The organism is Kitasatospora sp. NPDC001683 (assembly GCF_053596495.1).
On the sequence record NZ_JBSFGK010000004.1, the window covers coordinates 1 to 21,329 of the forward strand.

19 protein-coding genes are annotated in these 21,329 nt (G+C 75.1%); 11 read left to right on the plus strand and 8 right to left on the minus strand.

Annotated features, from left to right (window positions below; all coding sequences use genetic code 11):
* Positions 1 to 125: 125 nt before the first annotated feature.
* From moeZ to ACWCYO_RS02850, 5 genes are all read right to left on the minus strand, one after another.
* Positions 126 to 1,304, minus strand: a complete 1,179-nt coding sequence (moeZ, locus tag ACWCYO_RS02830) for an adenylyltransferase/sulfurtransferase MoeZ (RefSeq protein ID WP_270144330.1) — start codon at positions 1,302 to 1,304, stop codon at positions 126 to 128.
* A gap of 230 nt (positions 1,305 to 1,534) precedes the next feature.
* Positions 1,535 to 2,542, minus strand: a complete 1,008-nt coding sequence (locus tag ACWCYO_RS02835) for an NAD-dependent epimerase/dehydratase family protein (protein ID WP_270144332.1) — start codon at positions 2,540 to 2,542, stop codon at positions 1,535 to 1,537.
* Between the two features lie 90 nt (positions 2,543 to 2,632).
* Positions 2,633 to 3,730 carry a hypothetical protein gene (locus tag ACWCYO_RS02840; RefSeq protein ID WP_449783145.1) on the minus strand — a complete coding sequence of 366 codons (1,098 nt, stop codon included), beginning with the start codon at positions 3,728 to 3,730 and terminating at the stop codon, positions 2,633 to 2,635.
* Positions 3,730 to 5,802, minus strand: a complete 2,073-nt coding sequence (locus tag ACWCYO_RS02845) for a DUF3492 domain-containing protein (RefSeq protein ID WP_449783146.1) — start codon at positions 5,800 to 5,802, stop codon at positions 3,730 to 3,732. Before ACWCYO_RS02845 ends, ACWCYO_RS02840 begins: the two co-directional genes overlap by 1 nt.
* Before the next feature lie 269 nt (positions 5,803 to 6,071).
* A complete protein-coding gene (locus tag ACWCYO_RS02850) occupies positions 6,072 to 6,974 on the minus strand; it encodes an alpha/beta fold hydrolase (RefSeq protein WP_270144337.1) in 903 nt (300 codons plus the stop codon).
* Positions 6,975 to 7,197: 223 nt separating this feature from the next.
* Here ACWCYO_RS02850 and ACWCYO_RS02855 point away from each other — a divergent pair, with 223 nt between their 5' ends.
* From ACWCYO_RS02855 to ACWCYO_RS02865, 3 genes are all read left to right on the plus strand, one after another.
* On the plus strand, positions 7,198 to 7,857 hold the full coding sequence (locus ACWCYO_RS02855; protein ID WP_270144339.1) for a TetR/AcrR family transcriptional regulator: 660 nt from the start codon (positions 7,198 to 7,200) through the stop codon (positions 7,855 to 7,857).
* Between the two features lie 134 nt (positions 7,858 to 7,991).
* Complete coding sequence (locus tag ACWCYO_RS02860; protein WP_270144341.1) at positions 7,992 to 8,219, plus strand: DUF3107 domain-containing protein; 228 nt, start codon at positions 7,992 to 7,994, stop codon at positions 8,217 to 8,219.
* A gap of 134 nt (positions 8,220 to 8,353) precedes the next feature.
* A complete protein-coding gene (locus tag ACWCYO_RS02865; RefSeq protein WP_270144343.1) occupies positions 8,354 to 8,680 on the plus strand; it encodes a hypothetical protein in 327 nt (108 codons plus the stop codon).
* A gap of 18 nt (positions 8,681 to 8,698) precedes the next feature.
* Here ACWCYO_RS02865 and ACWCYO_RS02870 read toward each other — a convergent pair whose 3' ends face one another.
* The gene (locus tag ACWCYO_RS02870; RefSeq protein ID WP_270144345.1) at positions 8,699 to 9,424 is read right to left on the minus strand and encodes a ferritin-like fold-containing protein; all 726 of its coding nucleotides are present in this window, start codon (positions 9,422 to 9,424) and stop codon (positions 8,699 to 8,701) included.
* Positions 9,425 to 10,123: 699 nt separating this feature from the next.
* On the opposite strand from ACWCYO_RS02870, the gene ACWCYO_RS02875 reads away from it, so the two are divergent.
* From ACWCYO_RS02875 to ACWCYO_RS02895, 5 genes are all read left to right on the plus strand, one after another.
* Positions 10,124 to 12,106, plus strand: coding sequence for a DEAD/DEAH box helicase (locus ACWCYO_RS02875; protein WP_449783147.1), 1,983 nt, complete (start codon positions 10,124 to 10,126; stop codon positions 12,104 to 12,106).
* 469 nt (positions 12,107 to 12,575) lie between these two features.
* Positions 12,576 to 13,454, plus strand: a complete 879-nt coding sequence (locus ACWCYO_RS02880; protein WP_449783148.1) for an alpha/beta fold hydrolase — start codon at positions 12,576 to 12,578, stop codon at positions 13,452 to 13,454.
* A gap of 380 nt (positions 13,455 to 13,834) precedes the next feature.
* Positions 13,835 to 13,993, plus strand: a complete 159-nt coding sequence (locus tag ACWCYO_RS02885) for a hypothetical protein (protein ID WP_270151502.1) — start codon at positions 13,835 to 13,837, stop codon at positions 13,991 to 13,993.
* 342 nt (positions 13,994 to 14,335) lie between these two features.
* Positions 14,336 to 14,974: a DUF6758 family protein gene (locus tag ACWCYO_RS02890; protein ID WP_270144350.1), complete on the plus strand. Its 639-nt coding sequence runs from the start codon at positions 14,336 to 14,338 to the stop codon at positions 14,972 to 14,974.
* Between the two features lie 60 nt (positions 14,975 to 15,034).
* On the plus strand, positions 15,035 to 15,895 hold the full coding sequence (locus tag ACWCYO_RS02895; RefSeq protein ID WP_270144353.1) for a PHP domain-containing protein: 861 nt from the start codon (positions 15,035 to 15,037) through the stop codon (positions 15,893 to 15,895).
* Positions 15,896 to 15,992: 97 nt separating this feature from the next.
* On the opposite strand, the gene ACWCYO_RS02900 is transcribed toward ACWCYO_RS02895, so the two are convergent.
* Positions 15,993 to 16,634, minus strand: a complete 642-nt coding sequence (locus ACWCYO_RS02900; protein WP_270144355.1) for a suppressor of fused domain protein — start codon at positions 16,632 to 16,634, stop codon at positions 15,993 to 15,995.
* A 402-nt stretch (positions 16,635 to 17,036) separates the two neighbouring features.
* Here ACWCYO_RS02900 and ACWCYO_RS02905 point away from each other — a divergent pair, with 402 nt between their 5' ends.
* Complete coding sequence (locus ACWCYO_RS02905) at positions 17,037 to 18,158, plus strand: magnesium and cobalt transport protein CorA (protein WP_270144357.1); 1,122 nt, start codon at positions 17,037 to 17,039, stop codon at positions 18,156 to 18,158.
* A gap of 16 nt (positions 18,159 to 18,174) precedes the next feature.
* Here the strand turns inward: ACWCYO_RS02905 and ACWCYO_RS02910 are convergent, their stop codons facing one another.
* The gene (locus ACWCYO_RS02910) at positions 18,175 to 19,107 is read right to left on the minus strand and encodes a DMT family transporter (RefSeq protein WP_449783149.1); all 933 of its coding nucleotides are present in this window, start codon (positions 19,105 to 19,107) and stop codon (positions 18,175 to 18,177) included.
* Positions 19,108 to 19,269: 162 nt separating this feature from the next.
* On the opposite strand from ACWCYO_RS02910, the gene ACWCYO_RS02915 reads away from it, so the two are divergent.
* Together ACWCYO_RS02915 and ACWCYO_RS02920 are read left to right on the plus strand one after the other, a co-directional pair.
* Positions 19,270 to 19,809, plus strand: coding sequence for a hypothetical protein (locus ACWCYO_RS02915; protein WP_270144360.1), 540 nt, complete (start codon positions 19,270 to 19,272; stop codon positions 19,807 to 19,809).
* Between the two features lie 187 nt (positions 19,810 to 19,996).
* Complete coding sequence (locus ACWCYO_RS02920) at positions 19,997 to 21,283, plus strand: magnesium transporter MgtE N-terminal domain-containing protein (protein WP_270144363.1); 1,287 nt, start codon at positions 19,997 to 19,999, stop codon at positions 21,281 to 21,283.
* The last annotated feature ends 46 nt before the right edge of the window (positions 21,284 to 21,329 follow it).

Sequence of the window (21,329 nt, forward strand, 5' to 3'; positions counted from 1 at the left end):
TGGACGAGGGCGATGTTGCCGAGCGTCTCCTCGGCGAGGGCGCTGACCGAGCCGCGGGGGGGGGGGCGCGGGCGGGGCGCCGCCCCCCCCCGCCGCGGGGGGGGGCCCCTTCGCGTACCGGCTGCCTAGTAGACCGGCTTGTGCGGCTCGATCTGGTTCACCCAGCCGAGCACGCCGCCGCCCAGGTGGACGGCGTTGGCGAAGCCCGCGGCCTTGACCACGGCCAGCACCTCGGCCGAGCGCACGCCCGACTTGCAGTGCAGCACGATCTTCTTGTCCTGCGGGAGCTTCTCCAGGGCGTCGCCCATCAGGAACTCGTTCTTCGGGATCAGCACCGCGCCGGGGATGTTGACGATCTCGTACTCGCCGGGCTCGCGGACGTCGATGAGGTAGATGTCCTCCTCGTCGTCCTGCCACTGCTTGAGCTGCTTCGAGGTGATGGTCGAACCGGCGGCGGCGGCCTGCGCCTCCTCCGACACGACGCCGCAGAAGGCCTCGTAGTCGATCAGCTCGGTGACCGTCGGGTTCTCGCCGCAGACGGCGCAGTTCGGGTCCTTGCGGACCTTCACCTGGCGGTAGTTCATCTCCAGGGCGTCGTAGATCATCAGCCGGCCGACCAGCGGGTCGCCGATGCCGGCCAGCAGCTTGATCGCCTCGTTCACCTGGATCGAGCCGATGGACGCGCACAGCACGCCCAGCACGCCGCCCTCGGCGCAGGACGGGACCATGCCCGGCGGCGGGGCCTCCGGGTAGAGGCAGCGGTAGCAGGGGCCGTGCTCGGCCCAGAACACGCTGGCCTGGCCGTCGAAGCGGTAGATCGAGCCCCACACGTACGGCTTGCCGAGCAGCACCGCGGCGTCGTTCACCAGGTAGCGGGTGGCGAAGTTGTCGGTGCCGTCCACGATCAGGTCGTAGCCGGAGAAGATCTCCATCACGTTGGAGTTGTCGAGGCGCTCCTCGTGCAGGACCACGTCGACGTAGGGGTTGATCTCCTTGACCGAGTCGCGCGCCGACTCCGCCTTGGAGCGGCCGACGTCCGACTGGCCGTGGATGACCTGGCGCTGCAGGTTCGACTCGTCGACCACGTCGAACTCGACGATGCCCAGAGTGCCGACACCGGCGGCGGCCAGGTACAGCAGCGCGGGCGAGCCCAGGCCGCCGGCGCCGACGCACAGCACCTTGGCGTTCTTCAGCCGCTTCTGCCCCGCCATCCCGACGTCCGGGATGATCAGGTGGCGGGAGTACCTGCGGACCTCGTCAACGGTGAGCTCGTCGGCCGGCTCGACCAGGGGTGGCAACGACACGGGGACTCCGATGGGTGTCTTGTTCAGGTGGCCAAGGGCCAGCCTCGGACGGGGTTGTTGCTCCGCCACGCGGGTGGCTCTCTACGCCAACAGTGTCATGCCCCGCCGGTATTCCGAGACAGCACGTCCGATGGGCGAGACGGGCCGCGCCGGATCGTGGAACCGCCCACCGCGCCGTCGATGGTGCCCCGGGCCCTTGATTCCGGGCCCGGGGCACCGCCGGACCGACCTCAGACCCGGCAGGCCGTCTCCAGCCAGACGTCCCCGAGCGACTCCTCCAGCGGCACCTGTGTCCGCCAGCCGAGACGGTCCCGGGCGGTGCGCACGTCCGCCTGCCGCCACGGCACCGGCTCGCCCGGGGCGGGCCGCCCCTCCGGCCGACGCTCCTCCACCCGGTGCCCCGGCAGGTACTGCCCCGACTGGTGACCATGGCCCGGCAGGTGGTCACCGCCCTGCCCGCCGACCTGCGCGGGCAGCAGGACCTGCCGGTTCTCCTCCACGATCGCCCCCTCGAAGCCCGACGCCCGGACCAGCAGCTGGGCCGCGTCCCGGGCCCGCACCGCGTGCCCGCTGCCGACGTTGATCACCCCCGTGGCGGCCGAGACCGCCGCCGCCTGGATCGCCCGCGCGACGTCCCGCACGTCCACAAAATCCCGGTATCCGGACAGGTCCGGCATCCGCACCTGGCCCTCGTCCCGCTCCAGCGCCCGCCGCAGGCCCTCCGCGAGCCGCCCGAACAGCGAGGCGGTCGGCGCCCCCGGGCCGACCACGTCGAACACCCGCAGCACCGCCGCGTCCAGCCCGGACGCCAGCACCAGCTCCGTCCCGGCCAGCTTGGACACCCCGTACGGGCCGACCGGCCGCGGCTCGGCCTGCTCGGACACCGGCACCCCGCCGGGCACCGGCCCGTACTCGGCGGCCGAGCCGACGTGCACCAGCCGGGCCGGCTCCCGGCTGCGCCGGATCGCCTCGCAGACCGTCGCGACGGCCAGCGTGTTCGACCGGATCAGGGTGCGCGAGCTGCCGTAGGTGGCGCCCGCGCAGTTGATCACCACCTGCGGCGCGACCGCGTCCAGGAAACGGGCCAGCGCGCCCGGGCTCCCGGTGGTCAGGTCGAAGCGGATGTCGGCCGAGTCGCGCCGGCCGAGCACCGTCACCTGCAACTCCTGGTCCATCAGCAGACGATCGGTCACCCGGCGGCCGATGAAGCCGTCGGCGCCCAGCAGCAGCACCCTCATCGGGGGCGTCCTTCCACGAAGCGAGGTCGGGGACGACCTGGCGGACTGAAAACAGCGAACGAGATCTGACAGGGGTTCATCGGGCCGGGCTCACCGGTGCGAGCCCGCCCGGCCGAGCACCGTGCAGCCGTGCGCCAGCAGCGCCGCGGCGACCGCCCCACCGCCCAGCAGGACGGCCGACGGCCAGGGGCGGCCCAGGGCCAGCGGCACCGCCGTCGCGGCGGGCGCGGCCACGGCGCCCAGCGCGGCCGACGTCGCCCGGCCGCAGCGCGCCAGCAGCGCGGGCAGCACCAGCAGCAGGCCCAGCACGCCCTGCGCCGCCCACGCCGTGGCGCCGGCCCGCTCGGCGGCCAGGTGCAGCAGCCCGTCGCCGTGACCGGGACCGGGACGCGGCGCGACCACCGCCAGGACGGCCAGCGCGGCGTAGGTCAGCACCGCGAGCACCGCCAGGTGCAGCGCGACCGCGACCGGCAGCACCGGCCGCATCCGGGCCCGGAACTCGGCCAGCGTGCGGGCCGCCCCGAGGTGCCCCCGGCCGACCTGCCGGTACCAGCGGGCCGCCCGCTCGGTCGAGCCCGCCGACACCGCGGCGGCCAGCACCAGCGCGGCGGCCAGCGGCCGGTCCCGGCCCGGCGCCGCCAGCGGAAGCAGCAGCAGCGCCGCCAGGCCCAGCCCGTACCCGAGCGCGGCGGGGCGCCACCGCGAGCCGGCGGGCCGGACCGGCACACCGACCGGACCCAGCTCCCCCGGGCAGGCCGGCCCGCACGGCGGCGGGCCGGACTCGACCGGGGCCGGTCCGGTCAGCGCGGGCAGCAGCACCAGCGGGACGGCGGCGGGCAGCAGCACCGGCCAGCGGGCGCCGAGCGCCACCACCCCGGCGCAGGGCAGCGTGGCCAGCACGGCGGCGGTCAGCGCCGCCCGGCCGACGGCCCCGCCCCGCCGCTCCCCGGACGGCCCGGGCCCCGGCGGCCGCCGGGGCACCCGGGCGTACAGCTCCTCGGCCAGCGAGAACAGGTCGGCGTGCCGGCAGCGCGCGGCGGCGTCCGGCCCGAGCCCGGCCTCCTCCAGTCCGGCGGCGATCTCCAGCGGATCGACTGCGCGCTCGCACAGCTCCCGGTGCTCGGCCATCACCTCGCGCACCGGGTCGGCGTTCGCGCTCGGGCCTGTCGGGCCTGTCGGGCCGGACATCAGACGGCCTCCGCGAGCGCCTGCCCGGCGGATCGCGTCGGCTCGGGCCCGGACCGTCCGGTCGGGGTGTCGGCGAGCGCCGACAGTGCGGCGAACTGCCCGCCCCGGCGGCGCGGACCGGGCGCGGAAGCATCGGGCCGGAGCCCGTCGTCGGCGGGCGGCCGCGCACCCCCGGAGCCGTCGTTTCCGTCCGCCCGGGCGTCGTCCCGGTCACCCCGCTCACTCCGGTCGTCCCGCTCGTCCCGGCCGCGCGGCCCGTCGGTGAGCCAGTACTCGGCGGGCCGGGCGAACGGGCGCGGCGCCCGGCCGCCCTGGCCGGCGCCGCCGCCCCCGGGGAAGGCCGGGTACTGCGAGACCAGCTCCAGGTAGATCTCCCGGAAGGCGCCGATCACCGGTTCGACGGCGAAGCGTTCCTGCGCCCGCAGCCGCCCGGCCAGGCCGAGCCGCGAGCGCCGCTCCTCGTCGCGCAGCAGCGCCAGGCAGGCCCCGGCCAGGGCGCGCGGGTCGCGGGCGGGCACCAGCAGCCCGGTCGGGCCGACCACCTCGCGGGCCACCCCGACGTCGGTGGAGACCACCGCGCGACCGCTCAGCATGGCGTCGGCGAGCAGCCGGGGGCTGCGCTGGGAGAGCGCGGAGAAGACGGCGACGGTGCCGCCCTGCCACGCCTCGGCGAGCGAGCCGGGCCGTCCGGCGAAGTCCACGGCGCGCGACACGCCCAGCCGTTGGGCGACCGCCACGCAGTGCGCCAGGTAGCCGGGAGCCGCCTCCTCGCCGTGCACCACCAGGCGCGCCGCGGGCAGTTCGGCGCGGACCCGGGCGAAGGCGTGCAGCATCAGTTCGGTGTCGCGCCCGGGCTCCAGCGCGCCCGCCCAGACCAGGGTCGGCCGCGCGGGTTCCGGGCCGGCCGCCGGGCGGTCCACGGCCGAGGTGCCCTCGTACACCACCCGGGTGCGCGCCTGGTCGGCCCCGCAGCGGCGCTGCCACTGCTGGTCGTGGGCGCTGCCCGGGGTGAGTATCGCGGCCTGCCGGTAGGTCTCCTCGGTGAGCGCCCGGAAGAAGGACAGCAGCAGCGCCCGGACCGGCGTGGGGGTCCCCCCGGCCGAAGGCTGGGGGAGGTACGGCGCCTCGTGACTCGCCCGCTCGCCTCCGGGTGCTCGAACCCGATGCCGACGGTCGTCGCTCCGGCGCTCGTCCCTCGCTCGTCGCTCCTCGCTTTCGGCACCGGCGCGTCCTTCGGCTCGGGGCGGATGACTCGCCCGCTCGCCTCCGGGTGCTCGAACCCGATGCCGACGGTCGTCGCTCCGGCGCTCGTCCCTCGCTCGTCGCTCGCCCTCCTTGCCCGCCAGCGGGCAGGAGGGGCCCACCCTTTCGGCACCGGCGCGCCCTTCGGCTCGGGGCGGGAAGCCGAGGTACTGCTCGCGCAGGTGCAGCCCGTGCTCGGTGACCACGAACGGCACCCCGTGCAGGTGCCGGGCGACCAGGGCGGGCAGCGCGGCCGGGCCGGCGCCGACCACGTGGCACAGGTCGGCGCCGCCCAGGCCGCCGGGCCCGGCGCCGTACCAGGGCGCGGACAGCGGGCGCAGGCACTGCTCCAGCAGGTCGGCGGCGACCAGCACGTCGCGGACCAGCGGCTGTCCGGCCGAGGTGGCCGCGCCGGGCAGCCGCCAGGTCCGTTCCAGGACCCGCTGGGCGTGGGCGGAGGCGAGGAAGGCGGGCAGGGTGCCCCCGTCCTCCCGGGCCAGCGCCGCCAGCCGGTACAGCCCGGCCCCGAAGCCGGCCCGCTCCCCCGGCAGCACCAGCGCCCGCACCAGTTCCTCGTACGCCCGGGCGTACTGGCGTCTGCGCGGTGCCCCGGGCGCCCGGCCGCGCGGGGGCCGCCCCCACAGGGTCAGGTCGCGGGCGTCCCGCCAGGCGGGCGAGAGCCGGGCGGCGGCGCCGAGGCCCTCCGGGCCGGTCAGCAGGTACAGCTCGAACTCGTGCTCCGGCAGGCCCTCGGCCAGCCGGTCGCACCAGGCTCCGGCGCCACGGTCGGGATGCGGACGGGCACCCTCGGTGAGCAGGGCGACGCGCACGGAAGACCTCCTCTGGTTGCTACCCCCTCCGAGGGGCTACCGGAGCCGTGGGGCGGTACGCCGGGACCCGTGCTGTTGCCCGCCGCCCACCGGGTGGTCCGGTGTCTGCGGCTCTCCCCCACACCTGTTCGGTCCGGCAGCAGAACGGTAGGACCGGCCTCCGGTCACCCATCGCTCACCTGCCTGCGTGCCACCTGAACGAGTGAACCGCCGTGACCTCGCCCCGAACCGGGCCGTTACCGGGCGCTATACGGGGTACCCCGCCCGCCTCAGCGGGCGGTGGCCGCGATCAGCTCGCGCACGGCCCGGGCGACCGCGTCGGGGTGCTCCATCATCGCCACGTGCCCGGACTCGGGCAGCACCAGCAGCCGGGCGTCGGCGAAGGCCGCGCAGGCGCGGCGGGCGGAGCGGTAGGCGACCAGCTTGTCGCGCAGCCCGTACACCAGCAGCACCGGCGCCGCGACCTGCTCGGCCTGGCGCCACAGCGCCTGGTCGCCGCGCTCGGTGTACGCGGAGACGATGCCGCGGGCCGAGCCGATCAGCGCCGGCACGGCGTGCGGCAGCTCCAGCCGGCGCCGGTACTCGGCCACCGCCTCGGCCCGGGCGGCCGGGCTCAGACCGGCCGGGTCGCCGTAGACCAGGCGCAGCAGGTCCTCGGTGGCCGCCTCGGCGTCGCGCCGCCCGGCCGGCAGCCGGCGCAGCAGTGCGGGCAGGCCGGGCAGGGCGAGCAGGCCGGTGGGCCAGGCGGAGCGCTGCGGGGGCAGTTCGGGCAGGGCGGGCGAGACCAGGGTGAGGCTGCGGACCAGGTCGGGGCGCAGCGCGGCGAGCCGGACGGCGACGGCGCCGCCGAGCGAGTTGCCGAACAGGTGGACGGGGCCGCGGCCGGAGGCCTCCAGGTAGCCGATGACGGCGCGGACGTGGCCGGAGAGGCTGAGGTTGCCGTCGGTGGGCGGGTCGGAGTGGCCGAAGCCGGGCAGGTCGACGGCCTCGCCGTCGACCTGGCCGGAGAGCCGGTCCATCAGGGCGGTCCAGTTGGCCGCGGAGCCGCCGAGTCCGTGCACGAAGAGGCCGGGCTCGCGCCCGTCGGCGGGGGCTTCCCCGGCGGGCCGGTGCACCGCGAGCACCGCGCCGGGGACCTCGACCGTACGTACCTGCTGCTCAGCGCTGCTCATGGTGGACGATGGTAGTGAGCCCCGACCGGGGGTGGCGGGGGTGGTGGTGCGGCTGTCCCATCCCTCGTCGGACCACTGCCGACGCCGAGGTCAGCGCCGTATTGTGGGCTCCTGACAAGCGGATCGGGCAGCTTTTCTCACCTTCGCCGAACGCGGGCGTGGTTACCGAAAAGTAGAATCGGCCCTCTTGCCAGCCCCGAACAAGCCCGAAGTGAGGAGCGCCGTGACGGCCATCCAGGAGGCGCAGGAGCGCCCGCGCGGTGCCCGCCTGCCGCGAAGCGCCCGCCGTGAACAACTGCTCGGTGCCGCCCAGGAGGTGTTCGTCGCGCAGGGCTACCACGCGGCCGCCATGGACGACATCGCCGACCGCGCCGGGGTCAGCAAGCCGGTGCTCTACCAGCACTTCCCCGGGAAGCTGGAGCTCTACCTGGCGCTGCTGGACAAGCACTGCGACGCCCTGGTCGAGTCGACCCGGGAGGCGCTGGGCACGACCACCGACAACAAGCTGCGGGTGGCCGCGACGATGGAGGCGTACTTCAACTACGTCTCCAGCGAGTCGGGCGCCTTCCGGCTGGTGTTCGAGTCGGACCTGACGAACGAGCCGGCCGTGCGGGAGCGGGTGGAGCGGGCCTCCGAGGCGAGCGCGACGCTGGTCAGCAAGGTGATCCAGGAGGACACCGACCTGCCGGAGGCGGAGTCGAAGCTGCTGGCCGCCGGGGTCTGCGGGCTGGCCCAGATCACCGCCCGGTACTGGCTGTCGCAGGGGCTGGAGATCCCGCGCGACGAGGCGGTGCGGCTGGTCGCCAGCCTGGCGTGGCGGGGCCTGAAGGGCTTCCCGATGCACCCGGGCGACGTGCCGGCGGAGGGTTCCGCTCAGCGCTGACGATCCGCCGACCTTCGCCGGTGCGGTGATCGGGTGCTCTATGGTGAAGCCGTACGGCGCGGTCGCCGCGAACGCTTGTTCCAGGCGGTCCGGTGCCCGCGCGTGGAGGCTGCAACCCCGGAGGGACGGAAGCCGTGGAGGTCAAGATCGGCGTGCAGAACGCGCCGCGCGAGATCGTGATCGAGAGCTCGCAGACTGCCGATGAGGTCGAGAGCGCGGTCGCGAAGGCGCTGGAGGGCTCCACCAAGCTCTTCTCGCTCACCGACGAGCACGGCCGCCGCGTTATCGTCCCGGCCGAGCGCCTGGCGTACGTGGAGATCGGCGAGCAGGCCGCCCGCAAGGTCGGTTTCGGCACCCTCTGAGGCGCCGCCGCTCATCCTCCGGTGCCCCGTTCCCCGCCGGGAGCGGGGCACCGTCGTGTGTACCGGCGGATCGGCCGGGGTACGGCGACAGGGACGGCGCCGGTGCCGTCCGCCCGTCCCCCGGGGAGGCCGCCTTGCTGATCGAATCGCTCGTCTTCGCCCTGGTCGGCCTGGTCGCGGCCGCGATCGCGCTGTTGGGCCTGCCGGCGTACTTCCGGGCGTCGCGCCTCACGGTGGCGGGAACGGCGCTGGCGGCCGCGCTGCTCGGCGGGGTGGTCGCGCACTTCTGCCTGAACGGGCGCTACCCGGTGGTCGCGGTGGCGTTCTCGGCGCTGGCCGCGGGCGTCTTCACCTCGTTGCTGGCCCGGCCGGACCTGGCCGCCGGGCTGGCCCCGGCGCACCGGCACCACCCGCACCGGGCCGGCGCCCACCGCGCGCCGCGGCGGCACCGGCCGGCCTGAGGGCGGGCCCGGGGCGGCTCAGGAGGCGAGGCCGAGGGCGGCCATCCGCTTGGTGTGCGCCTCGGTGATCCGGTTGAACATCTTGCCGACCTCGACCAGGTCGAAGCCCTGCACCTGGACGCCGCCGACCAGCAGGTTGGACAGCGCGTCCCGCTCGGCGACGACCCGCTGGGCCTGGCTGAGCGCCTCGCCCATCAGCCGCCGGCCCCACAGGGCGAGCCTCCCGCCGGCCCGCGGGTCGGCCTCGATGGCCTGGCGGACCTTGTCGACGGCGAACTGGCCGTGGCCGGTGTCGGACATGACGCCGAGGACCAGCTCGCGGGTGTCGTCGTCCAGCCGGACGGCCACCTCGCGGTAGAAGTCGGTCGCGATGGCGTCGCCGACGTAGGCCTTGACCAGGCCCTCCAGCCAGTCCGAGGGCGCGGTCATCCGGTGGAACAGCTCCAGCGGCTCGACGAAGGGGCGCATCGCCTCCTGCGGGTCGGCGCCGATCTCGGCGAGCCGGTCGTGCAGCCGCTGGTAGTGCTGGAACTCGGCGGAGGCCATCCGGGCCAGCGCCGCCTTGTCGGCGAGGTCGGGCGCCAGCTTGGCGTCCTCGGCGAGCCGCTCGAAGGCGCTCAGCTCGCCGTACGCGAGCGCGCCGAGCAGATCCAGCACCGCCGCGCGGTAGCCCGGCTCGGCCGAGCACGTGGCCCAGTCGCCGATCGAGCCGGCGCCGTCCTGCGTCTCACCATGGGTCTCCATGACCCGCCACCTTAGTCCCGCCCGACCGCCCGCCCCACCACCCGGCGCACCCGGGTGACCTGCCGGATCGGCCGTTCGCGGCCCGGTCGCCCGGGGCAATGTCAGACGCGTCACGTGTTCGAGTCGTCGCCTGACTGTATGGTGGTACGGAGCCCCGTCGTGCTCGCACGGTGTCACCGCCGTCTCGGTGGCCCGCACGAGCCCGCTCCGTAGCGGCGCCGTCCCCTCGGACGTGTCCGCACCGGAGGCACGGGTACTCACGTACGCGGATGCCCGGTCGGAGAGCCGATCGGCTCCGACCATGGCTTGGACTTCAAGCCTTGGCACCGCATCAGTGGCCGAGCGAGGGCCGCCGAGACCACGCCCACCTGGCGGAGGTCCCGCGCAGGTCCCTCACGGGAACCCTCCCCGACGCCGCCGGCGACGCGCCCCGCCATCGGGCCGCGCGCACCGGCCGGCCGCAGGGACCGGCGCGGTTGTGCGTCCGCGCAGCTGTAATCGGGGCCGCCCAGGCCCGTACGCAGCCGCGCGGCTGCCCGCCCGCCGCTCGCTCTCGGCCCCTCCGAAAACGGAAGAGGCAGCACCCTGTCCACCACCGCTGAACCCATCAAGACGACGTTCCGGGACCTGGGGATCCTCCCGGAGACCGCCGAGGCGCTCGAGTCCGTCGGCATCGTCCATCCCTTCCCGATCCAGGAGATGACCCTCCCGGTCGCGCTGACCGGCCACGACGTCATCGGCCAGGCCAAGACCGGCACCGGAAAGACCCTCGGCTTCGGCCTCCCGCTGATCGAGCGGGTCACCGTGCGTGCCGACGTGGACGCCGGCCGGGCGACCGAGGAGCAGCTCTCCGACTTCCCCCAGGCGCTGATCGTCGTCCCGACGCGCGAGCTCTGCACCCAGGTCACCAACGACCTGCAGACCGCCGGCAAGGTCCGCGACGTGCGGGTCCTGGCCGTCTACGGCGGCCGGGCGTACGAGCCGCAGGTCGAGGCGCTCACCAAGGGCGTCGACATCGTGGTCGGCACCCCGGGCCGCCTGCTGGACCTGGCCGGGCAGAAGAAGCTGAACCTGTCCAAGGTCCGCGCGCTGGTCCTGGACGAGGCCGACGAGATGCTCGACCTGGGCTTCCTGCCCGACGTCGAGAAGATCATCACCATGCTGCCGGCGAAGCGGCAGACCCTGCTGTTCTCGGCCACCATGCCGGGCCAGGTCATCAGCCTCGCCCGCCGGTACATGAGCCAGCCGACCCACATCCGGGCCGCCGCCCCGGACGACACCGGCACCACCGTCGCCAACATCGAGCAGCACATCTTCCGTGCGCACTCGCTGGACAAGGTCGAGATGGTCTCGCGCATCCTGCAGGCCGACGGCCGCGGGCTGGCGATGATCTTCTGCCGCACCAAGCGCACCGCCGCCGACGTCTCCGACCAGCTGACCCAGCGCGGGTTCGCGGCCGGCGCCGTCCACGGCGACCTCGGCCAGGGCGCCCGCGAGCAGGCGCTGCGCGCCTTCCGCAACGGCAAGGTCGACGTGCTGGTCTGCACCGACGTGGCGGCTCGTGGCATCGACGTCGAGGGCGTCACCCACGTCATCAACTACCAGTGCCCCGAGGACGAGAAGACCTACCTGCACCGGATCGGCCGCACCGGCCGGGCCGGCGCCTCCGGCACCGCCGTCACCCTGGTCGACTGGGACGACATCCCGCGCTGGCAGCTGATCAACAAGGCGCTGGACCTGTCGTTCAACGACCCGGAGGAGACCTACTCCACCTCGCCGCACCTGTACGAGCTGCTGAAGATCGCGCCGGGCACCAAGGGCGTGCTGCCGCGCTCGGAGCGCACCCGGGCCGGGCTCGGCGCGGAGGAGATCGAGGACCTCGGCGAGACCGGCGGACGGGGCTCGCGCTCCGGCCGCGGTGGTCGCGGCGGTCGCGCCGGTTCCGGCCGTCCCGCCGTCGAGACCCCGGCCGAGGAGAAGCCGCGCCGCACCCGGGAGCGCCGCCGCACCCGCCGTGGCGCGGAGGTCGGCGAGGGCGAGGCGACTGCCGTCGCCGCGGTGACCGAGGCGGCCCCGGCCGTCGAGGGCGCCGAGGGCGACACCGCCCCGCGCCGCCGCCGTCGCCGCTCGCGCGGTGGCGCCGCCGGGGGCGAGACCGCCCCGGTGGCGGCCGAGGCGGTGGCCGAGGCTGCCGCGGTCGTCGAGGCCGCCGTGGTCGCGGTGGAGCCGGTGGAGCCGGTGGAGCCGGTGGCCGAGGAGAAGCCGCGCCGCACCCGGACCCGCAAGCCGAAGGCGGAGGCCGTCGTCGAGACCGTCGAGACGACCGAGGCCCCGGCCGAGGAGAAGCCGCGCCGGACCCGCACCCGCAAGCCGAAGGCGGAGGCCGTCGAGGCCGCCCCGGCGGCTGAGGCTCCCGTCGAGGCCCCGGCCGAGAAGAAGCCCGCGACGCGCACCCGGACCCGCAAGCCCAAGGCGGAGGCCGTCGAGGCCGCCCCGGTGGCCGAGGCCGCGGCCGAGGAGAAGCCGGCCACCCGGACCCGCACCCGCAAGCCCAAGGCCGTCGCCGAGCCCGCCCCGGAGGCCCCGGCCACCGAGGCCCCGGCCGCCGAGGTGCCGGCCCCGCGCAAGCGCACCCGCGCCCGCAAGGCCGTGGCCACCCCGGAGACCACTCCGGAGGGCTGACACACCCCACCCCCGAGGGGGCGGGCCGGGCCACACCAGCCCGCCCGCCCCCTCGGGCATTTCCCGGCGCGCCCCCGCGCCGCCACCCCACAGCAGGAAGCCGGCCCCCGGGCGCTTCCACCCCGGCAGGCCCGCGGTGCACGCGCGCCACGCGGGTAGTACCGCGCGGCTGCCCTGTCATGAAGCCCCCATACCGCCCCGGGCAGCTGCCAGCCCCCTGCTCCGGGCGCTTCTACTCCCCCAAGCCCCCCAGCGCGCGCGCCCCCGTGTCCGCACAGCCTGAGGCAGCGGCGCCCCACCCCGTCCGGCGTTTCCGCCGCCGGTCGCGCCGCGAGCAGCGGCAGCGGGGCCGCCTCAGGGGGTCCGCCACCAGCCTCCGCCACCGGGTGTCCGGGCTGGTGGGGTGGGGGGCCGGGACGGCATAGGCTCGGGGTGTCGCGTGTGGCGTGTCGCGGGAGGGAAGCCGTTCATGAGTACTCCGCCGTTCCTGACCCTGCCCGGTTGTGCCCGGGCGGAGCGGGTGGTGACCGCGCGTGGGGAGTTCGCGGCGTTGCGGGCGGAGCCGGCCGGCCCGGTGCGCGGGTCGGCGCTGCTGGTGCCGGGGTTCACGGGCAGCAAGGAGGACTTCATCGCGCTGCTCGAGCCGCTCGCGGCGGCCGGGTACCGGGTGACGGCCGTGGACCAGCGGGGACAGTACGAGACCGGCGGGCCGGACGACGCGGCGGCGTACGCCGTGGACGCGCTGGGCGCCGACGTCCGGGCGCTGACCGGGGTGCTGGCGGCGGAGGGCGGGCCGGTGCACGTGCTCGGGCACTCCTTCGGCGGCCAGGTGGTCCGGGAGGCGGTGCTCGCGGCGGCCGCCGAGGGCCCGCTGCCGTGGCGTTCGCTGACCCTGCTCGCTACTGGCCCGGGGGCGATCGATCCGGCCGAGGCGGCCCGGACCAAACTGCTGCTGGATGTCCTGCCGGTCATGAGCCTGGAGGAGATCTGGCAGGTGATGCGGCAGATGGACGAGAGCAGCGGGGAGCCGAAGCCCGTCCTGGCACCGGCCGTCGCGGAGTTCCTGCACCGTCGCTGGGTGGCCAACGTGCCGCGGGCGCTGGCCGTCACCGGCGGGCACCTGGTGGCGGCGCCGGACCGGGTGGACGAGCTGGCCGCGGTGACCGCCGGGGCGCTGCCGGTGCTGGTGCTGTCCGGGGAGCGGGACTACGCCTGGCCGGTGCCGGAGCAGAGCGCCATGGCGGAGCGGCTGGGCGCCCGCCGGGTGGTCGTCGCGGGCGCGGGCCACTCCCCCAACGCCGAGCGGCCGGCCGCCACGGCCGAGGCGCTGGCCGCGTTCTGGGCCTGAGCGGCGCCCCGGGCGGCCACCTCCACCGAAGTGGTCTCTACCACTTCCGGAAGTTCGACCGGTCTCGGCGCAGGACAAAATTCGTTAGTTACGGTAATCTTTGATTCTGTCCGGGAATCATCGCCGGCCCGCACACGGGTGCCGATCAGCCGAAACCTGGACGTTACGGACGGGCAACGGCCCAGTAGCACCGCCACGACACCGTGGTTCACGAGGCATTGGACGCACCAGGCAAGCAGGGGGAGCCCTTGCCGCAGCAGACCGCCGCACGCACGACCCGCCCGGTCCGGCTTCAGCGCCGGATCCGCAAGACCCCGAAAGGGCTGATACCCACTCAGCCGCAATCGCCCCGCCCGTCGGGGCCCGGAAAGGAGACGCCCATGACCAAGCCCATGCGCTTCGAGATCCTCCGACTGGACGACGCCAACGGCTCCGCGACCGACCGCGTGATCGCCGACGCCGAAACCGTCCGCGAGCTCGTCCAGGACGCCGCCCGCACCGGCGAACGCCTGCTCATCCGCCCGTGCCCGACCGCCTGACCCGGCGCGGCGCCCCCGACCGGGAGGCCTCACCCGCCGCCGACGAGCCGGGAACGTCCGATCCGGACGTACCGATACCCGACTGACGCCCCGTCACCGCGATCGCCGATGACGGGGCGTCAGTGCGTCCGGCCCCCGACCCGGCCGCGCCCCCTGCCCCGACCCACCCCCGCCCCCGGGACGTTTGCCGCCACCCGCCACGGGACATCCCCCAACGGGGACCGCCCGCGCCGCACCCCCACCCGCGCCGGCCGGGCGTCCAGCACCGACAGGTGCCACCGAGCCGTCCGTACGGGTGATCGTCCTTGACGCGGCGGTCCGGAGGGAGGAGCGTTGTCGGCTATGAGGGGCGAGCCAAGCTGCCCGAGGTGCGCCGGTCGGGTCCGCGCCCCCGGTCTTTTTTCGGACACCTGGCAGTGCGACCGGCACGGAGCCGTGCAGCCGATGCAGCCGGTGCTACCCCCGAGCGTGGAAGCCCTGGGTGTCGCCGTCGCCCGCTCGCAGGTCCCCGTCTGGCTGCCCTGGCCGCTCCCGGTCGGCTGGCTCTACACCGGCATCGCCCACGTCGGCGACGACGTCTCGGGCGCCCGGGCCACCGCCGTCGCCTGCTCCGGGCCCGCCCCGCTCGGCGGCTTCGGCGAGCTGGTGCTGGTCGCCGAGGAGCTCGGAGTCGGGCTCGGCGCCCGCTACGCCGGCCTCCCGGGGCCGGACCCGGGCGACTCGGTCGGCCTCTACAAGCCCGCCGACGCCAAGCTGATGGCCGCCGGGCGGCCCACCCCGATGTTCCACGTCCCGGACGCCCCGGCCGACCGCGCGGTGTTCGTCGGCGAGGCCCGCGGGCTCTGGCTCTGGGCGATCGCCTGGCCCGAGCAGTCGGCCCTGGTGATGTACGACGAACTGGTGCTCACCGACCTGCGCGAGGCCGGCGCCGAACTGGAGCTGCTGCCCTGCGGGGCGCTCACCCCCCGTCTGCTCGGCTGACCGTCCGAACGGCCTATCCTGGGCGGCACCCACGCCCCCGGAGCCCCAGGAGTCCGCCCCGTGCGCATCGACCTGCACGCCCACAGCAACGCCTCCGACGGCACCGACACCCCGGCCGAGCTGGTCGCCGCGGCGGTCGCCGCCGGCCTCGACGTGGTCGCGCTGACCGACCACGACACCGTCGCCGGCCACGCCGAGGCCGCCGGGGCGGTGCACGCGCTGCCGGACGGCGCCCGGCTGACCGTCGTCCCGGGCGCCGAGCTGTCCTGCGTGGTGGACGGCATCAGCATGCACCTGCTGGCGTACCTGTTCGACCCGGCGGAGCCGGAGTTCGAGGCCGAGCGGGAACTGGTGCGCACCGACCGGTTCCGGCGCGGACGGGCGGTCGTCGAGCGCTGCCGGGAGCTCGGGGCGGACATCAGTTGGGAGCAGGTGCAGCGGATCGCCGGGGCCGGCTCGGTCGGGCGGCCGCACATCGCCAGCGCGCTGGTCGAGGCGGGCGTGGTGACCACCGTCTCGGACGCCTTCACCCGGGACTGGCTGGCCAACGGCGGCCGGGCGGACGTCCGCAAGCACGAGACCGACCCGGTGGAGGCGGTCCGGCTGGTCCGGGCGGCCGGTGGCGTGCCGGTGTTCGCCCACCCCGGCGCGGTCAAGCGCGGCCGGACGGTCTCGGACCAGGTGATCGCCGACCTCGCGGCGGCCGGGCTGGCCGCGCTGGAGGTCGACCACACCGACCACGACGAGGAGACCAGGCAGCGGCTGCGCGGTCTGGCGGGCGAGCTCGGCCTGCTGGTCACCGGCTCCAGCGACTACCACGGCAGCCGCAAGACCGTCCGGCTCGGCGAGCACACCACCGACCCGGAGGTGTACGAGGCGCTGCTGGCCCAGGCGACCGGGGCGAAGCCGATCGTGCGCTGACGGCGCGTGGGGTCGCGCTCCGGCGTACCGGAGTGCGGCGAGGCGTGTGGGCGGAGCCGTACGCCTCGCCGCAAGGGGCCTGCGCGGGACCGCAGCGTCAGTCGAGCTTGACGCCGCGCCGCTGCGGGTCGCGCAGGTCGGTGCCCTGGTTCAGCCAGCGCTCCTGGAGGGCCGCCGCGCCGTGCACCCGCTTCCAACCCGCCTCGTTGGGCGTCATCGGCAGCAGCGGCAGGAAGCGCACCGGCTCGGCGGGCTCGGCCAGTTCCAGGTCCTCGACCAGGCCGCCCGGCTCGGCGGCCAGCACCGAGGTGAAGGGGGCGCCGTCCCAGAGCGGAGCGCCCAGGTCCAGCGAGCCGCCCGGGGCCACCACCAGGCCTTCGACCTGCGGCGTCGCGGCGAAGGTGGCGAGGCTGCGCAGCACGCCGTCGCGTCCGCCGCGCACCGTCAGCACCAGCTCGGCGCGCGGTCCGCGCAGCTGGTCGGCGACCAGCGCGGTCGGGTCGGCCATCGGGGCGGCGGACATCCCGAGCGTCGCGTAGCGGACCAGGCCCTCGGCGTCCGGGCCGAACCGCAGCACCTCGATCCGGTCGGTGCCGAGGAAGGTGACGGCGGCGCGTCCGCTCGGTTCGCCGAAGGTGGAGATCAGCCGGGCCTCGACGGCGGCCAGCACCGCCTCCCGGGTGAGTTCCGGGGAGTCGCCGCCGTGGGGGTCGCCGAAGGACGGGAAGTCGTGCGCCATGCCGGTGAGCGTAACCCGCGCGGCCGTGGCGTCCGCGCGGGGGCGTACGGGCGAAGGCCCGGGAAACCCCGGGGCGCCGATGCTCGGTCAGATGTTAGGGTGAGCGACTGGCCACCGGGATCGAACGTCTCGGGGCGGCGGCGCGAAGGAGGTGGTTGCGGTGGATACCGGCCGACCATGCAGTACCGGCAGCTCTGCCCGGCCCCGACTTCCCCGCACCCCTCGCCTCGCAGGCCGTAGCGGCTGATCCAGCCGTAGTGGCCCGGGCGCGGGTCGGCGTCGGACGGACCGGCCGGGAGAGCACCCTCATCCCCTTCACCGGTGTTCCGCGCCGTCGCACCACGGCCATGCCCGCGTCCCTTCCGCGCCGCCGTGCGACGGCTCCTTCCCAGGGAGCCTGCCATGTCGATGATCAACAGCCTGCGTGCCGCCGTCCGCACCAACCGCCGCCGGGGCGCCGCCGGCCCGTACGACGCCGTGCCGGAGGGCAGCGGCTCGGCGGTCGTGGACTGCGCGGTCTACCAGCACGGCCGGCGCAACGGCGAGGCCTGCAGCCCGCGCGAGGCCGCCCGCCGGGTCAAGGCGGCGCACCAACTCCCGGATCCCGCAGGCTCGTTCAGCTGGATCGGGCTGCACGAGCCGACCGAGGCCGAGTTCGAGGGCATCGCCCAGCGCTTCGGCCTGCACCCGCTCGCGGTGGAGGACGCGGTGCACGCGCACCAGCGCCCCAAGGTGGAGCGCTACGACGACGTCCTGTTCGCCGTCTTCAAGACCATCCGCTACGTCGAGCACGACCAACTCACGCCCACCAGCGAGGTGGTGGAGACCGGCGAGCTGATGGTCTTCGCCGGGCGGGACTTCGTGATCACCGTGCGGCACGGCGGCCACGGCTCGCTGCAGGATCTGCGGCACCGGCTGGAGGCGGACGCGGACGAGGCCGGGCTGCTCGCCAAGGGCCCGGCCGCGGTGCTGCACGCGATCGCCGACCACGTGGTGGACAACTACCTGCTGGTCGCCGACCGGCTGCAGAACGACGTGGACGAGATCGAGTACGGCGTCTTCTCGGCCAAGGGCGCGCGCAGCGCGGACGTCGGCCGGGTTTACCAACTCAAGCGCGAGGTACTGGAGTTCAAGCGCGCGGTGGTGCCGCTGCTGCGCCCGATGCAGCAACTGTCCGAGCCGCTGCAGCGGCTGGTGGACCCGGACATGCAGAAGTACTTCCGGGACGTCGCCGACCACCTGGCCCGGGTCACCGAGCAGGTGCACGGCTTCGACGAGCTGCTGAACTCGCTGCTGCAGGCGAACCTGGCGCAGGTGTCGGTGGCGCAGAACGAGGACATGCGCAAGATCACCGCCTGGGCGGCGATCTTCGCGGTGCCCACCATGATCACCGGCGTGTACGGCATGAACTTCGACTACATGCCCGAGCTGCACCACGCGTACGGCTATCCGATGGTGCTCGGCGCGATCACGCTGATCTGCATCGGGATGTACCGGGGCTTCCGCCGCAACGGCTGGCTGTAGGGCGCGTCCGGGCCCGCTACCCGCGCCCGCCGCGGGCGACCAGGACCAGGCCGAGCAGGATCAGCACCACCGCCGGATAGGCGGCCGCCGGGGGCCACTGGCCGAGCCAGAGGGCGGCGATCAGCGCCGCGCCCGGGGTCTCCAGCAGGATCGCGGTGGAGGTGAGCGACGGACCGAGGGTGCGCACCACCCGGTTGCTCAGCGAGTGCCCGAGCAGCTGTGCGGTGACCATCAGCAGCACGATCTGCCACCAGGCCCCGGCCGACCAGCCGGACAGCCGCGTCCCGGTGGCCAGGCAGATCGCCAGCAGGCCGACCGCCGTGGTGGTGTAGCAGACCAGCGTGTACCCGGTGGTGCTGACGGTCTTGCGGACCTCGGCGCCCAGCAGCATGTACCCGGCCGCGGCCAGGCCGGCGGCGAGGGCGAGCGCGTCGCCGAGCAGCGCGCGCGGGGACATCGAGAGGTCCACGCCGGTCAGCAGCAGCACGCCGGCGAAGGCGACGATCGTGCCGATCCAGACCATCCGCGGCGCGCGGACGCCGAACAGGCGCATCAGCAGGATCGTCCACAGCGGGGTGGTGGTGACCAGGGCGGTGGCGGAGGCGACCGAGGTCATCCGCAGGCTGGGCATCCAGAGCGCGAAGTGCACCGCGAGCAGCGCCCCGGCGGCGATCGCGAGCAGCAGCGCCCGCCGGCCGATCCCGCGCAGTTCGGCGCGGTGGCGCAGCAGCGCGTACGGGCCGAGGGCGCCGACCGACATGACGTTGCGCCAGAAGGCGATGGCCAGCGCGGGCGCGGCGGTGGCGGAGATCAGCGGGCCGGAGAAGGAGATGCCGCCGATCGAGACGGCGAGCAGCAGCAGGTCGAGGGTGGGGAGCGGCTGCGCGGGCCGCGGGTCGTCGGCGGCGGTGGTGGGGGCGGGGGCGGTCGCGGGCCGGGCGGCGGGCACGGCGCTCCTTCGCTGGTCGCGGGGGTGGGGCGGTCATACGGTAAGGCCCATGGCTCGCCGATGGAACTGTCGCCCGGAGGCTGAGACGTCCGGTGGACGGCCGTGGACGCCCGCGGGCATCCGGCGGACGGGCGCGGGCCGGAAAGCCGTACGCTGTCCGCCATGGACCGCAACTCCGCCGCCCCGACCGCCGACGACTTCCTCGACCAGGCCCTGCTGGAGGAGGCCGCGAAGAAGTCCGGGCTGCTCTGGGTGCGCGCGGACGGCGAGGCCGAGGCCCGCCCGCTCTGGCACGCCTGGCACGACGGCGCGGTGGTGGTGGTCGGCGGGGGCGCCGAGCAGCCGCTGCACGGCCTGACCGCGGGCGCCGGGGCGGTGATCACCGTACGCAGCAAGGACAAGGGCGGTCGGCTGACCGGCTGGAACGCCGAGGTCGTCGAGCTGGCGCCGCACGGCGAGGCCTGGCTGGGCGCCGTCGAGGAGCTCAAGGGCAAGCGGCTGAACGCACCCGACACCGATGCCATCGCCGAGCGCTGGGCGCGCGAGTGCCGGGTGCTGCGGCTGCGGCCGGTCGGGGCGCTGACCGAGCGGCCGGGCGCGATGCCGGACGGCTCGCACGCCGCCCAGCCGATGCCCACCCCGGCCACCACCCGCCGTCCGATCCCGGCCGGGCTGCCCAAACTGCTCTTCAAGCGCCGCTGAAGCCCGCCCGAAACGTCGGAGAGAATTGGCTCCGCGTACGCCCGCAGTCGCTGACGTGCCCCACCGGGCCTCGCGTACCCCGCACCGGTAGCCTTGGCCGAACGCGCGCCCCGGCGCACGTCGGACGGCCTCCAGCACGTCCAGCTAGTCCAGCACGTCCAGCGAGTCGAGCGAGTCGAGGGAGTCCATGGCAGGGCCAGGCACCCGGGTCTTCATCTCCCATCTCTCCGCCATCGCGGTCTTCGACCCGAACGGCGACCAGGTCGGGCGGGTCCGGGACGTCGTCGTCTCGCTGCGCCTGGGCGGCCGCCCGCCGCGGGTGCTGGGCCTGGTGGTCGAGGTCGTCGGCCGGCGCCGGATCTTCCTGCCGATGACCAGGGTGACCAGCCTGGAGTCCGGCCAGGTGCTCACCACCGGCCTGATCAACCTGCGCCGCTTCGAGCAGCGCCCGTCCGAGACCCTGGTGCTCGCCGAACTGCTGGACCGCACCGTCACCTGGACCAAGACCGGTGAGGACGTCACCGTGCTGGACGTCGGCATGGTGCAGACCCGGCTGCGCGAGTGGGAGGTCAGCAAGGTCTTCGTCCAGGTCGGCCGGGCCACCCGGCTGCGCAAGGGCAAGGGCGAGCGGCTGACCCTGGACTGGCAGGACGTCACCGGCTTCGCGCTGCCCGAGCAGGACCAGGGCGCGGCGAACCTGCTGGCCACCTTCGAACAGTTGCGCCCGGCCGACCTCGCCAGCGTGATGCACCACCTGTCCGCCAAGCGCCGCGCCGAGGTGGCCGCCGCGCTGCCCGACGAGCGGCTCGCGGACGTCCTGGAGGAGCTGCCCGAGGACGACCAGGTCGAGATCATCGGCAAGCTCCAGGAGGAGCGGGCGGCCGACGTCCTCGAGGCGATGGACCCGGACGACGCCGCCGACCTGCTCTCCGAGCTGCCCGGCGACGAGGCCGAGCGGCTGCTCGGGCTGATGGAGCCCGAGGAGGCCGCGCCGGTCCGCCGTCTGCTGTCCTACGAGGAGGACACCGCCGGCGGTCTGATGACCACCGAGCCGATCGTCCTGGAGCCGGACGCGACGGTCGCCGAGGCGCTGGCCCGGATCCGGATCCGCGACCACAAGCCCGCGCTGGCCGCCCAGGTGTATGTCTGCCGGCCGCCGAACGAGACCCCGACCGGCAAGTACCTGGGCGCGGTGCACTTCCAGCGGCTGCTGCGCGAGCCCCCGTACGTCCTGGTCGGCGAGCTGGTGGACGACGACCTGGACGCGCTGCCGCCGGACACCCCGCTGTCGCTGGTCACCAGCTACCTGGCGACGTACAACCTGGTGGCCGCCCCGGTCGTGGACGAGGCGGACCACCTGCTCGGCGCGGTGACCGTAGACGACGTGCTCGACCACCTGCTGCCCGAGGACTGGCGCGACGCCGCGCTGCACAACGGGGGCGACGACGGAGAGGAGCTGCACGGTGGACGGTGACCGCAACGGACGGCCGGGCGACTCCGCGCGCCGGCGCCTTCAGGGC